At 71.6% G+C, this 13,331-nt stretch carries 14 protein-coding genes; 2 read left to right on the forward strand and 12 right to left on the reverse strand.

Features of this window, described 5'->3' with window-relative positions; all coding sequences use genetic code 11:
• Positions 1 to 44: 44 nt before the first annotated feature.
• Positions 45 to 782, forward strand: coding sequence for an esterase/lipase family protein (locus tag ACIRQ7_RS03325; RefSeq protein WP_404259445.1), 738 nt, complete (start codon positions 45 to 47; stop codon positions 780 to 782).
• 41 nt (positions 783 to 823) lie between these two features.
• Here the strand turns inward: ACIRQ7_RS03325 and ACIRQ7_RS03330 are convergent, their stop codons facing one another.
• The 12 genes from ACIRQ7_RS03330 to ACIRQ7_RS03385 form a co-directional block, all read right to left on the reverse strand.
• Entirely contained in the window at positions 824 to 1,474 is a 651-nt protein-coding gene (locus ACIRQ7_RS03330; RefSeq protein WP_404260091.1) for an OmpA family protein, read from the reverse strand.
• 53 nt (positions 1,475 to 1,527) lie between these two features.
• A complete protein-coding gene (locus ACIRQ7_RS03335) occupies positions 1,528 to 2,112 on the reverse strand; it encodes a hypothetical protein (protein WP_404259446.1) in 585 nt (194 codons plus the stop codon).
• Between the two features lie 62 nt (positions 2,113 to 2,174).
• Positions 2,175 to 2,873 carry a pilus assembly protein TadG-related protein gene (locus tag ACIRQ7_RS03340; RefSeq protein ID WP_404259447.1) on the reverse strand — a complete coding sequence of 233 codons (699 nt, stop codon included), beginning with the start codon at positions 2,871 to 2,873 and terminating at the stop codon, positions 2,175 to 2,177.
• Between the two features lie 14 nt (positions 2,874 to 2,887).
• Entirely contained in the window at positions 2,888 to 3,052 is a 165-nt protein-coding gene (locus ACIRQ7_RS03345; RefSeq protein ID WP_401462462.1) for a hypothetical protein, read from the reverse strand.
• A 506-nt stretch (positions 3,053 to 3,558) separates the two neighbouring features.
• Positions 3,559 to 4,452, reverse strand: coding sequence for a DUF5936 domain-containing protein (locus tag ACIRQ7_RS03350; protein ID WP_401462459.1), 894 nt, complete (start codon positions 4,450 to 4,452; stop codon positions 3,559 to 3,561).
• A gap of 14 nt (positions 4,453 to 4,466) precedes the next feature.
• Complete coding sequence (locus tag ACIRQ7_RS03355; protein ID WP_404259449.1) at positions 4,467 to 5,414, reverse strand: type II secretion system F family protein; 948 nt, start codon at positions 5,412 to 5,414, stop codon at positions 4,467 to 4,469.
• Positions 5,411 to 6,751, reverse strand: a complete 1,341-nt coding sequence (locus tag ACIRQ7_RS03360) for a CpaF family protein (RefSeq protein WP_404259451.1) — start codon at positions 6,749 to 6,751, stop codon at positions 5,411 to 5,413. Before ACIRQ7_RS03360 ends, ACIRQ7_RS03355 begins: the two co-directional genes overlap by 4 nt.
• Positions 6,748 to 7,320, reverse strand: coding sequence for a TadE/TadG family type IV pilus assembly protein (locus ACIRQ7_RS03365; RefSeq protein WP_404259453.1), 573 nt, complete (start codon positions 7,318 to 7,320; stop codon positions 6,748 to 6,750). Before ACIRQ7_RS03365 ends, ACIRQ7_RS03360 begins: the two co-directional genes overlap by 4 nt.
• Positions 7,317 to 7,805 carry a TadE family protein gene (locus ACIRQ7_RS03370; protein ID WP_404259455.1) on the reverse strand — a complete coding sequence of 163 codons (489 nt, stop codon included), beginning with the start codon at positions 7,803 to 7,805 and terminating at the stop codon, positions 7,317 to 7,319. The genes ACIRQ7_RS03365 and ACIRQ7_RS03370 overlap by 4 nt, the downstream gene beginning before the upstream one ends.
• A 75-nt stretch (positions 7,806 to 7,880) precedes the next feature.
• A complete protein-coding gene (locus ACIRQ7_RS03375) occupies positions 7,881 to 9,374 on the reverse strand; it encodes a CpaE family protein (protein WP_404259457.1) in 1,494 nt (497 codons plus the stop codon).
• A 13-nt stretch (positions 9,375 to 9,387) separates the two neighbouring features.
• Positions 9,388 to 10,113, reverse strand: coding sequence for a Flp pilus assembly protein CpaB (gene cpaB, locus ACIRQ7_RS03380; RefSeq protein ID WP_401462441.1), 726 nt, complete (start codon positions 10,111 to 10,113; stop codon positions 9,388 to 9,390).
• 170 nt (positions 10,114 to 10,283) lie between these two features.
• Positions 10,284 to 11,843 carry a hypothetical protein gene (locus ACIRQ7_RS03385; protein WP_404259459.1) on the reverse strand — a complete coding sequence of 520 codons (1,560 nt, stop codon included), beginning with the start codon at positions 11,841 to 11,843 and terminating at the stop codon, positions 10,284 to 10,286.
• Between the two features lie 468 nt (positions 11,844 to 12,311).
• On the opposite strand from ACIRQ7_RS03385, the gene ACIRQ7_RS03390 reads away from it, so the two are divergent.
• A complete protein-coding gene (locus tag ACIRQ7_RS03390) occupies positions 12,312 to 13,289 on the forward strand; it encodes a chitinase (protein WP_404259461.1) in 978 nt (325 codons plus the stop codon).
• Positions 13,290 to 13,331 lie beyond the last annotated feature (42 nt).

The raw sequence follows: 13,331 nt of genomic DNA on the forward strand, positions 1-13,331 counted from the left end.
AGGCGCTACCGTCACCTCACCCGCACCACGACCCAGGGGGACCGATGGTTCGTACGGCGCGCTCAGCGATCGCCGGATGCGTCCTCGCCGCCGCTGCCCTGCTCCTGGCGGCCCAGCCGTCAACGGCCGTACCGGCGCGGGCAACCGCTCCGGACGTCTCCGCCGCCGCCCCCTCGGCCGCGGCGCACACCCCCGTGATCTTCGTGCACGGCTACAACGCCGATCCCGGCGTCTGGGGCGGTCTCCTCGACGACTTCAAGGCCGACGGCTACACCGCGTCCGAACTGTTCGCCTGGTCCTACGACACCCACGCCTCGGTGAACGAGACGCTCTCCGCGCAGTTCGCCGCCTACGTCGACGAGGTACGCCGCAAGACCGGCGCGCCCCGGGTCGACATCGTGGCGCACTCCTACGGCAGCCTCCCGACCCGCTGGTATGTCAAGAACGGCGGCGGCGCCGCAGCCGTCGACCACTGGGTGTCGCTCGGCGGCCCCAACCACGGCACCGGCCTCGCCTGGGCCTGCGCCGCCTGGGACCAGGCCTGCCGCGACATGACGCCCGGGTCGTACGTCCAGGACGGACTGGCCGAGGGCGACGAGACACCGGGCGACGTCCGGTACGCGACGTTCTGGTCCAGCTGCGACGAGTTCATCAACCCGGACGACAGCGTGCCGCTCGCCGGCGCGCTCAACACCCCGGCCGGCTGCCTCAAGCACAACGACCTGCTCGGCGACGACACCGTCTCGGCGGGCGTACGCGCCTTCCTCGCCTCGGACGGCTGACCCCGCGCCCCGCGCCCGCCGCCGGGCCGCCACGGGCGACGTCAGGAACCGGTGCGCGGGAAGCTCACCTCGACGCGGCGGTTCTTCTTGCGGCCCTCTTCGGTGGCGTTGTCGGCGATCGGGTACTGCTCGCCGTAGCCGCGGATCTGGAAGCTGACCGACGAGCCGAGATCCTTGGCCAGCTCCTCCTGGACGGCGTTCGCCCGGTCCTTGGACAGCGTGAGACCGTGCCCCGCCGAACCGAGGTTGTCGGTGAAACCGAAGACGCGCAGGCTGCGCGCGTTCTGCTTCTTGATCTCCGCGGCGATGGCGGCGATCCGGGACAGCGCGTCCGGGCTCAGCTTGGCGCTGTCCTTGCCGAACAGCACCTCGGCCTGGAGCGCGAAGGTCACATTGTCGTTGGTGTCCTGGCGGCGCTCGGAACCGTCGTCGGTCTCGACGATGGACTTGATGTTGAGGACCTTGGACGGGGCGAGCTTGGCCCCCTGAACCATCCGGAGATCGGGGTCCCCCGCGTCGATGGCGACCGGCGGGCTGGAGTTCTCGGTCACCCCGGGCGGATCGGCGTGTGCCACGGGGGTCGCCAACGCCGCGGTCAGCAGCAGCGCGACGGCGGCCGTCAGCGCCGTACGGGTCACACGGGCGGCGCGGTGCCCGACGAGCGCGTACGGCGCCTCGGGCGCGTACGGCATATCGGGCAGGGTCGTCTCGGGCACGGTCGCCTCCGTCACGGTCATCGACCCGCTCAGTCCGTGATCTGCACGCTGGCCGGCGGCATGGTCGGCAGCTGGAAATCGACCTCGGTCACCTTCGCCGGCGGCGCGGGGAACTGGGCGAAGAGAGGACGGCTGGCGCCGGGCATCACGGCGTTGAGGGCCGTGGTGCACAGACATTCGCCGTTGGTGTCGCGCAGGACCAAGTACCGCTTCTTCCCCGCCTTGTCGACGAGGGTGGCTCCGGAGATGGAGGAACGGGAACGCATCTCCGACTCGTTGGAGCGCCAGTTGACGGCGTTGAAGACCTTGCTTCCGCGGTTGGTCACCGTGCCGTTGACGGTGACGAAGCCTCCCGAGTCCCGGACGACGGAGTGCAGGGTGACGACGATGCCGTCCGCGCCCTTCATCTCCCCGATCACCTCATCGGAGTCGGCCGCCGGGGTGCCCGGCCCGCTCTCCTTCGGAGCGCTGCTCCGGGGTGCCTGCCCCTTGTCCGCGGTCTTCGATCCGCCGGCGCCGTCACCACCGCAGCCGGCCACAACGAGAGCCAGGCCGACCGCACTCGCCATGGCGACCGCTCCCCTGGCGGCCTTCGTGGTGCGCCGAATGCTCATGGATGCGATTCCTTTGATCGTCGACTGATCGGGTGGGGGTAGGAGGAAGGCCGAGGGGTGGATCACTGCGCGAGGCGTACGGAGAAGAGGTCGGAGGCGTCAGGAAGATCCTGGAGGTGGTCGGGATCGAGCGTCCAGGACTGTCCGTCGCAGAGGAGCCCGATGGGCGTCGGCTTCTCGCCCTTGCCGTCCTTCCCGCCCTCCTTGCCGTCCTTGTCGTCCTTCTTGCCGGGGGCCGGTGTGGGGTCGGCCTTGCCGTCGTCCGGCGGGGTGGGATCGATCGTGCAGCGGGGAGCGACGACGGCCTTCGCCTCGGCCGAAGCGTGTGTGTTCTCGGTCCCCGGGATGACCGAATTCCCCACGGTCTTACCGGTCTTGATCGTCACGGCGAATGACGTGGGCCAGGAGTCCGGGGTGCAGGTGGTGACCTCCGCGTCGTTCTGTCCCGCGAACCAGTCTGCGTTCTCACATGCGGCTTCGGAGGGAATTCCGCGTCCGTTCAACAGGTCTTCCCAACCGGTCCCTTCGCTTCCGTCACCGATCGCCTCCAAAAAGCCCTTGCTCAGCTGGTCGCGGTATTTCTGGCCCGCGGCCAGCGCGGCGGCGTCCGCGGCCGTCTGCCCGCTGTTGCGGGTCGCCGCCGCCTGTCCGACGGCGAAGAAGGCGAGCGCGAGAAAGAGCAGGCCCCCGACCGCCACGATGTAGAGCGGAAAGGCCTGCCCGGCGTCGCGCCGCAGACGGCGCTTGCGTACCGCGGTCACCAGCGTCGCGGCGACTAGATACCGACGACTTCGGAGATCTTGTTCGCGATGGCGGTGGCGATCTGACCGCCGAAGTCCGTGGTCGAAAGGACCAGAACGATCGCCACGACCACCGCGATGATGCCGAGGTACTCGATCGAGGTCTGTCCCCGGTCGTTCCTCAAAAGCCGCTTCGCCATCGTGTTCCCCTCCGTGGGCGGCCGTCCCGCTCTGGTCCGGCTGGTCTGTCCCCGTGGTGTCGGCGCGCTCGGGCGCGCTCTTGACACGAGAAAAATACGCCGGAAAGGAGCTCCCGGAATAGGGACTCCGTACCCAATCCTCTTTCGGGAACACGAGCGGGACGCTCAACAGCACCTTTCGGCCACTCTGTCGCACCCCGACCACCCCCGTTCCCCCTCCGGGACCACCGGTCCCCCTCGGGACCGGCCCACGCTTCGACGCCGATGCGGACCGGCCGGCCCACCCGCGCCACAGGGCGAGGCGGACCGCCGGCGCAACCACTGTGGCATAACTCGTTGCTCCTGCGAAGGCGTTGGCCGGAAGCAGGCCGTGCAGCGTACGCATCCGGCCGGGCGCGGGTGTGGTGCCGCGTACCGTACGGGGCCCGTGAGTCCGCAGGTGGACGGGGGTGCCCTGTCCGTGTGCTGATGTGCAGCCGCAAGGAGGGGCGGGCGGGGACGGTCCGTCATTCGCCCATGAGAGAGCCGAAGTTGGTGCCCGAGCCCAGGAAGAATCCGGCGATCAGCAGGATCATGGTGGCCGGGACCATGAAGGTGGTGATCACCATGGTGGCCTTGGGGACGGCGCGGGCGGCGCGGCGGCGGGCGTTCTGGGCGTCGGTGCGGCGCATGTCGTTGGCGATCTGGATGAGCGTGTCGACGATCGGTGAGCCCAGCTCCTCGCCCTGCTGGAGAGCGGTGACGAACTGCGCGACCTGCTCGGAGTCGTTGCGCTTGCGCAACTCCTCGAAGGCCTCGCGGCGGCTGACGCCCATGTCCATCTGCCGCAGCGTGATGCGGAGTTCGTCGGCCCAGGGGCCCTCGTACTTGTCCGCGACGCGGTCCAGGGCCTGACGGAATCCGAGTCCGGCGCTGACGACGACGGCCAGCACGTCCAGGAAGTCGGGAAGGGTGCGTTCGATGGTGTCCTTGCGCTGGCGGATCGCGGCCCAGATGCCGACCTCGGTCCAGAAGAGGCCGAAGAGGACCATGAAGACGCCCAGCAGTGGCTGATCACGCAGGAACATCACCAGCGCGCCGAAGAAGCCGAGGGCGCCGTAGACGGCCCGGCGGGCGGCGTAGCGGTCGACGGTCAGGCCGCCGGGATTGCCGGCGAGGTCGATGCGGCGGCGGACCCGGGCGACGCGCTTGTCGCCCATCAGCCGCAGGACGAGGGGCGCGTAGCGCATGCCGGTGCGGTCCACGGCCGAGCCGACGACCGTCGTACGCGTCGCGCCGACCTCCAGGGACAGTGCCAGGTCGGGCGGGAGCCTGGCCTCGCGGCGGTAGAGGGCGATACCGCAGCAGATCCCGACGACCGAGAGCGCGGCGGCGAGAGCCAGCAGGATTCCGATTCCCATGGTGTACCCGATACCTATACGTCGATCTTGGCGAAGCGGCGGATGAAGAAGAAGCCGAGGGCGTAGAGGACCAACGCCGCGATGACCGCGAACTGGCCGAGGAAGGAGGACGTCATCCGTTCGATGGCGCCCGGCGCGATCCGGTTCATCAGAAGGAGGGTGCCGATGCCGAGCAGCGGGACGACGTAGGCAGTGACGACGACCTGGGAGAGCTGGGTGCGGACCTCGCGGCGGGTCTCCTTGCGCTCCTCCAGGGTCTTGGTGAGGTTGCGCAGCGAGCCGACGACGGTGCCGCCGGCGCGGTTGGACAGCACCAGGGTGGTGACGAGGACGACGAGTTCGCGGGAGGGGAGGCGTTCGGCCAGCTCGCCGAGGGCCTCGTCGACGGAGTGGCCGACGGCGAGCTTGTCGGAGACCTTGGCCAGCTCCTCGCCCGCCGGGGCCTCCAGTTCCTCGGCGGCCATGCCCAGCGCCGTACGCAGCGCGAGTCCGGCCTGGGTGGCGTTGGCGAGGATCCGGGAGAGTTCGGGGAGCTGGTTGATGAACTTCTCGATCCGTTTCTGCCGCTGCCAGTTGAGGAAGGCGAACGCGGCCCAGACGGCGACCAGGGCGGCGATCGGGCCGAAGAACGCGGCCAGGGTGGCCTGCGCGATCAGCCAGAGCGCGAGGACCGTACCGAGCATGTAGACGGTGAACTCGCCGGGGGTGACGTCCAGTCCCGTCGCGGCCAGCCGAAGTTCGAGTCGCCGGCCGAAGCGGGTGCCGCGCAGCGTGCGGTCGACGGACGGGAAGCGGCGGCGCTTCCCGGACTGCGGCAGTCCGCGTTCATCGGCCAGCCGGTCGACGACGGCCTGGCGCTGGGCCCGCCCGGCCGCGTAGATCCGTACGCCGGCCACCGCCAGCACGCCGCACAGCAGGGTGGCGCCGAGGGCGAGCAGGGTGAGGCTGTTCCCGCCGGTCATGAGGTGGCCTTCCGGGTGGCGAGTTCGTCGTCGGTGGCTGCGACCCCGAAGGCCGGCAGGGTCGGCTCGCTCGCCATGAAGAGGCGTTCGGCGACCCGTCGGGGCAGCGGGAAGTAGCGGAAGCGGCCGTGCACGACGCGGTCGGCGCCCATCGGTTCGGCGTCGAAGCGGCAGACCGTGGCGATCCGGTAGTCCTCGTGGCCGCGGGAGTCGAGGATGGCGATCTCGCTGATCCGGCGGGAGCCGTCGGCATGCCGGCTGAGCTGCACGATGCAGTCGACGGCGCTGTTGATCTGGTCCCGCAGCGCCTCGAAGGGGATCTTGACGTCCGACATGGATGCGAGGGTCTGCAGTCGCATCAGCGCGTCCTCGGCGCTGTTGGCGTGGACGGTGGCGAGCGAGCCGTCGTGGCCCGTCGACATCGCCTGGAGCATGTCGAGTGTCTCGCCGCCGCGTACCTCGCCGACGATGATCCGGTCGGGGCGCATGCGCAGGGAGTTGCGGACGAGGTCGCGGATGGTGATGCGGCCCTTGCCCTCCACGTTGGGCGGCCGGGACTCCAGCCGGATGACATGGGTCTGCTGGAGCTGGAGTTCGGCGGCGTCCTCGACGGTGATGATGCGTTCGCCGTCGGGGATGAGCCCGGAGAGCGCGTTGAGGAGGGTGGTCTTCCCGGCGCCGGTCGCGCCGGAGACGACGACGTTGAACTTGGCGCGGACCAGCCCGGACAGCAGCATCAGCATCTGTTCGTCGAGCGTGCCCATGCCGATGAGTTCGGCGAGGGTGTAGGCGCGCGGGAAGCGGCGGATGGTGAGCGTGGCGCCGTTCAGGGCGAGCGGCGGGATGATGACGTTGACGCGCTCGCCGGACGGCAGCCGGGCGTCGACCATCGGATTGGACTCGTCGACGCGGCGGTTGACGGTCGAGACGATGCGTTCGATGGTCTGCATCAGCTGCTCGTGCGAGGCGAAGCGGACGGGCAGCAGCTCGACCCGGCCCGACCGCTCGACATACACCTGGTCGGGGCCGTTGACCATGATCTCGGTGATCGAGGCGTCCTCGAGCAGCGGTTCCAGCACGCCCAGGCCGAGCGCCTCGTCCACCACCCGACGGATGAGCTGGGAGCGTTCGGCGGTGGACAGCACCGGGCCCTCACGGCTGATGATGTGGCCCAGGACGCGTTCCAGCCGGGAGCGGCGGTCGGCGGCGGCCAGCGAGGACATCTCGGCGAGGTCGATCTCTTCGAGCAGCTTGGCGCGGTAGACGGCGACGAGATGACTGTCCTCGCGCGCTTCCCCGGCCGGCTCGGGTGCGACGATCCGCGCTTTCAGGCTCATCGCGTCGGTACTCCTTCGTGGACATGACCGGCGGCGCGGACGGCCGACGGGACGGGCCCCAGGGTCTCTCGTACGGTCCGCACGAGGGCCCCCAGGGCCTTGGGCGTCTCGGGTCGGGCCATGGTGGCGCTGCGGCTGGCGGAGCCGAAGGTGACTCCGGGGATGAGGGACGGGATCTGCACCGTGGCGGTGGCGCGCACGGCCGTGCCCCCGCCGCCCACCGAGACCGTGGCGCCGTCACTGATCCAGCCGCTCATCGCCGCCAGCCCCGCGGCCTGCGGATCGGTCTGCCGGTCGGCCTCGTCCATCGAGGCGGTACGGGCCGCGGCCCGCGCTCCCGTGCCGGCCTGCTGGACGGCGTACGCGCCGAGGCCCAACTGGATCACGCCCAGCGCGATCGCGATCAGGATCGGCAGAAAGCCGAGGAACTCGATGGAGACCTGGCCCCGGTCCCGGCCCGCGCCGAGGCCGCGCCGCCGGCCGGCCGTCCGCCGGGCTGCCGCCGCCCTCGCTCCGCGCGGCGTTCCCGTCCGCGCCCGCATCGCCCGCATCCCGCTCCCCCCGCTCATCCGGCGTCCTCCTCGGCGGCGCCCGCCGTGCCGGTGACCGTCCAGGGGAAGTCCCCGGCGCCGGGGAAGAGCACCGGGACCTTGATCCGGATCGTCGCCTTCCACAGGCCGGACGCGGTGTGGCAGTCGGTGGAGGCGCCGCTGCGCCAGGAGGCGGGCAGGTCCTGGAGGGCGGCCGTACGGCAGCTGCCGGCGCCGCCGCCCTGCGTCGCGGTGGCGGCGCGGGCTCCCTGGTCGGCGGAGTTGGCGGCGAGCGAGTAGGTGTAGCCGACCAGCACGAACTGCCAGAGCAGGATGAGCACCAGGGCGATCAGCGGGAGCAGCCCGAGGAATTCGACGGAGACCTGTCCGCGGTCGCCGCCGACCAGGCCGTGTCCGCAACGTCCCGTCGTCCGCCCGGAGGGCGCGGTCCGCGGCGCCCGGCGCGCTGCCTCGCAACGCGGAGGGTCCTCCCGGTACCGGTCGTGCCGGGAAGACCCCGACAACGCCGCGCGGTGCCGTGCCGGGCGTCGCGGACCGGACGGGACTGCGCGGACACGGCCCTGCGGCCGCCGCACCTCTCAGCCCTCCTCGTACGGACCGGCCGGATCGAACGGCCCCGCGCTCCGGGCCGCCGCCGAGGAGCCGCGCCGGGCCCCGAACCGGGAACCCTGACCCGGCACAGACCCCGAGCCGGACCCGTTCGCCCCGGATGCCGCCCCTGAGACCTGACCCGGAACCGCCCCGGAACCGGTGGCCGACCCCGCTCCTATGGCCTTCCGCTTGCGCCCGGTCAGTGACGTACGCGCCCGGTGACTGCCCCGGCCCTGCCGGGCGGCCGGCGAATCCACCAGGCCCAGTTCGGCCGCCAGCGCCCACAGCGCCTGCTTGACCGTCGACCGGTCGTCGAGATCCTGCATCCGGCCCGAGTCGACACAGGGCTGGAGTTCCTTGAAGGCGGCCGGGACCGGCGTCCTGGCCACCTGGGTGCCGGTCGCCTTGGCGACCAGCGCCGGCTGGATCTCGGTGTTGCGGGTGAGGCGGTTGACGACGGTGGTGGTGTCCTCCGCCTTCCGGATCTGCAGCCGGTCCCACAGCCGCACCTGGCGCTTCGCGGCCCGCACCGACACCACGTCCGGCGTCGTCACCAGCAGGGCCGTATCGGCGAGTTCCACGGCCGCGGCGTTCGCCGACTGCATCTGGGAACCGCAGTCCACGATCACCACTTCATAGCGCGAGCGCAGCGCGGTGACGATCTGCCGGGCCGCCCGGTCGTCGACCTCCTCACCGCGCTCCCCCTCTTCCGGCGCCAGCAGCAGCCCGAGGCCCGTGTGGTGGTCGTGCACCGCGTCCTGGAGAACCCGTACGGAGATGTCCGCGATCCCCGCCAGGTCGACGAGGGAGCGGCGGAACTGCACGTCCAGGTAGGAGGCCACATCGCCGGACTGGAGGTCCATGTCCACCAGCGCCACACTGCGGCCGGCGGCCCTCGCGGCCAGCGCCAGCTGGACGGCGGTGACGGTCGTGCCGACGCCGCCCTTGGCGCCGGTCACCGTCACCAGCGTGCCGCTCGGCCCGGGGAGCGTGTCAGGGTTTCCCCCCAGGTGCACCCGCACACCGGCCGACCACTGGGCGGCGGCCTGCACCCTGGCCGCCAACTCGTCGTAGGACAACGGCAGTCCGACGATGCCGCGGGCGCCCGCGTCCATCGCCGCGGAGAAGAGCGCCGGGCCCGCGTCGGTGGTGATCAGCACGACGCCGACGGCCGGGAAGCGCAGCGCCACCTCGCGGATCAGCTCCAGCGCGGGGGCCGGCCCGATCCGCTCGTGGACGAGGACGACCTCGGGAAGCCCCTCGACCGCGGACGGCTGCCCGGTGGCGGACGACGCCGGCGTCGCACCGGCCTGGGAGGGCCCGCCTGCCCCAGGCCCCGCGGCGGCGGCCAGCGCGTTGAGCAGGGCGGTGGAGTCGGCGACGACGGGCGCAGGTTCGGCGTCCGGCAGCTGGCTGAGCAGTGAGGTCACGGCTCGCGCGGCGTCGGGGTCGCCGACTGCCGGGAGGATGCGGATGGTCACCTGTGCCTCCGGGTCACTTGTCGCCGTCGAGGGTGTAGGTGCGCTCGCCGGGCCGGATGGTGGCCTCGCTGCCGGGGGCGAGCAGCGCGAGCCGCACATGGGAGGCGAACGACTCGGCGTACGCGACGCGTTGGGCGTCGGTGGTGCCCAGCGCGAAGGTGATCGGCACGGCCTCGCCCGCCTGGCGGGTGCCGGAGGCGCCGGTGGCGGCGCCCGGGTCCTTGGCCTCCAGCGGCGTCAGCTTGCCGACGTCGATGACCTGGGCTCCGGCGACGATGACCTTGGAGACCGGCTTGTCCTCGGGGCGCTTGCCCTCGAACGTGGCGTAGATGTTCACCCGCGCACCGGGATTGATCTTGCCGGCCACGCCCGTCGCCGCGTCGATCATGATGGCGATCTCCTGCTGTCCCGCCTTCAGCGCCGGCCGCTCGACGATCATGTCGTCCTGGAGCAGCGACCCCTTCTTCAGCGGGGTCACCGCTATCTTGCCGCTGACCTCGTCGAGGTCGGTCACGGCGGTGGGCGGAAGCCACCGCTGGGGCATGCTCACCTTTTCGAACTGCCCAGGATCCAGCGCTTTATAGGCCGCCACATCACCCTTCAGCCGATACGCCGTCTTTTCCGGGCCGACCTTGGACTCCACATTCTTGATCACGGACAGCACGCCGACGAACGCGCCGACGGCACAGAGGACCGACAGAAGCAGCAGGATCACTCCGCGGCGCTGACGTGAATTCATGGATGCGGGACCTCGATCGGGACGGGAGGGGACGGGGCGGGGCGCGGGCAGGGGCGGGGAAGTGCGGGGCGCCGGGCGGGCTGTGGGCCGAGGGCGGGGGCGGCTGCCCCGCGCCTCCGTGCCCGGCACCGCCCGGCCGTTGGGCCGGTCCCGCTCCCGGGATGCGGATCTCAGCGCACGCGCGCCACCGTCCGCGGGTCGCCGGGCAGATCCGGGGAGCGGGGCAGATCCGGATGGCCGGGCAGATCCCAGCCACCGTGGGCCTGCGGGATTCCGGAGACCCGCGGGGCCTCGGGCCCGTAGGGGAAGCCGGGGGCCGCCGAGGAGGCTCCCGGGCCTCCCGCAACTCCTGGCCCCCCTGGCATTCCTGGAACACCGGGAACTCCTGGGGCGTACGACCCTTCGGCCCCCGCGGCGTACGGCCCGGCGGTGGCATACGGTCCGGTCCCCGCGGCGTACGGGTTCCCCGAGACATCAGGCCCCCGCACATCCAGCCGCCCCGGCTCGCCGCGCTCGCCACGTCCCCGAGGGACCCGAGGCGCAGCCGGGGCCCCTGGAACAACCGGAACACCCGGCGTCACCGGAGCACCCGGATCGGCCGGAACGCCGGACGGTGCGACCGGGGACAGGCCACGCTCCTGAAGCGGCGAGGGCGCCGCCTCGGGGGCCGGGGGCGCGCCGGGCGCCACCGCGGGCGCGGCACTCATGTCCGGAGCCGGGCCGAAGCCTCCGGGCGGCGGGCCGAAACCGGCCGCCGGCGGGGCGTCGGTGGGGGCGGGTGCGGGCACGGCCGTCGCCGCCTGCACGCGCACGGCCCTCGGCGCCCCTATGGCCGCGGGCCCGCCGGCCCGCGGCCGACCCGCGACGACGGGCGCGCCGTTCCCCGGCACCGAAGCCGCCGGCGACACCGACACCGGCGCCGCGCAGAACGCACACCGGTCGCCGATGAGTTCCAGGCCGCACCAGCGGCAGTCCTCGCGTCGTACGGAGGACACCAGGCCGTGCAGCACCGTCAGATCCGGGATGGCGGCGGCGAATTCGATCAGCTTCTGGGTGCCCCACCACCGGGCGGACTCCGCGGGCAGCCGCTCGTCGTACACGCCCTGCACCTGCCAGGCCGGGGCGAGCACCCCCTCCACCCATTCGGCACCGAGCTGGCCGCGGGCGATCGCGAGACGGGTTCCGTAGCCGGGCGCGGGCAGACCGGCCTCGGGGCGGTGCCGGTCGACGTGGTGCAACTGCGGCTCGGGGTGGGCGAGTACCGCGAAATGCGCGCCGGGCAGCCAGGACTTCACATGGGAGCGCAGATCCACCTCCACCCGGTCCAGCCCGCCGACGCTGCCGAGCAGCGCGCCGGCGTGGATGTAGTGGGACAGCAGCCGTGCCGCGCAGGCCAGCAGGCCCGGACTGATGTCGCAGAGTGACAACTGCCGGAGCTGACGGGCGAGTACGGCGACGCCCAGCGGCGGCAGATCCATCGGCAGGATCGCGATCCGGTCGCTCTCCAGGACGGCGCGCAGGGTGTGCAGCCGGCGAATGTGGTCCGGAGGGCAGGCGGAGGAGTAGAGGGCGACGATATGGCCGTGGTGTTCGAGGACGGCGCTGGCCTCCGTCAGGGCGTCGTCCAACGACTGGAGATGCGGGGCCTGGAGGACCACGGCGGCCGGGGTCTGCCGGTCGGTGGCGGGCAACGCGAGGTCCGGGCTGGTGACGGCAATCGCGGTCGGCACGTCGCTCCCCCATTCCCTTTGGCCTCCGGGGGTCCCGGGACCGCGGATCGGCACAGCTCTGCGCCATCGGCGCCATACGCTCAGCACTTTATCCACGAGATACGCCCCAAGAGAACACGTTCTGGGCTACTCGTCATGGTCATCACTCCCCGGGGAATTGGTCTGTACCCCGCGGACGAACGCCGGACGCCAACCAGGTAAAGGGCGCATACCACCCGGGGGGGGTGGGTGCGGGCCGGACGGGTTGTGGCGAGAGTCTTGACAGGATCAATGGTCTGGACCACGTTGTACGCCAAGCGCAGGGGCCCCAGAGCGCGATCGGCACCACTCCCCCCAACTTCCCCCCACCCGGAGGCAGTCGTGGTTCGCGCACGTTCAGAATCCCGCTCAGGAGAACGATCCCCAGAACGATCCCGGGGGCGCTCCGGAGCACGTTCCTCCCTCGTCAGGACGAGGCTGCTGGCCGGAATGGCCGCCGCGCTGCTGACCACCGCCGGCGTCGTCGCCGCAGGCACCGCCCACGCGTCCGAGGACCGCCCGGCCGCCCCCGCCACACACACGGCCGCGGTGCCCGGACACGCCGTCACCGGCTACTGGCAGAACTTCAACAACGGCGCCACCGTGCAGAAGTTGAAGGACGTCGATGACGCCTACGACATCATCGCCGTGTCGTTCGCCGACACCACCGGGCAGCCGGGCGGCGTCACCTTCAACCTCGACCCGGCCGTCGGATACGGCTCGGCCGACGACTTCAAGGCGGACATCAAGGCGAAGCAGGCCGCCGGCAAGTCCGTGATCATCTCGGTGGGCGGCGAGAAGGGCGCGGTGTCCGTCAGCGACGACGCCTCCGCCAAGAACTTCGCCGACTCGATCAACAAGCTGATGGACGACTACGGCTTCGACGGCGTCGACATCGACCTTGAGAACGGCCTCAACTCCACCTACATGACGCAGGCGCTCAAGGCGGTGCACGCCGCGCACGGCGACGTCGTGGTCACCATGGCCCCGCAGACCATCGACATGCAGTCACCGCAGAACGAGTACTTCAAGACGGCACTCGCCATCAAGGACTTCCTGACCGTCGTCAACATGCAGTACTACAACAGCGGTTCGATGAACGGCTGCGACGGCAAGGTCTACTCCGCCGGCACCGTCGACTTCCTGACCTCGCTCGCCTGCGTCCAGCTCGAAGGCGGCCTCGACCCGTCCCAGGTCGGCATCGGCGTCCCGGCCTCCTCCCGCGCGGCGGGCAGCGGCTACGTCGCCCCGTCCGTCGTCAACGCCGCCCTGGACTGCCTCACCAAGGGCAGCGGCTGCGGCGACTTCAAGCCGTCCAAGACCTACCCGGGCCTGCGCGGCGCGATGACCTGGTCCACGAACTGGGACGCCACGGGCGGCAACGAGTTCGCGAGCCAGGTGGGCGCGCACGTCCACGGCCTCCCGTAACCGGCCGGCCCCCGGCTCCCTTGAAGCCACCCCCCACGCGCC

Origin of the sequence: Streptomyces sp. NPDC101393 (assembly GCF_044767385.1) — a bacterium.
In the GTDB taxonomy this organism is placed as follows: Bacteria; Actinomycetota; Actinomycetes; order Streptomycetales; family Streptomycetaceae; genus Streptomyces.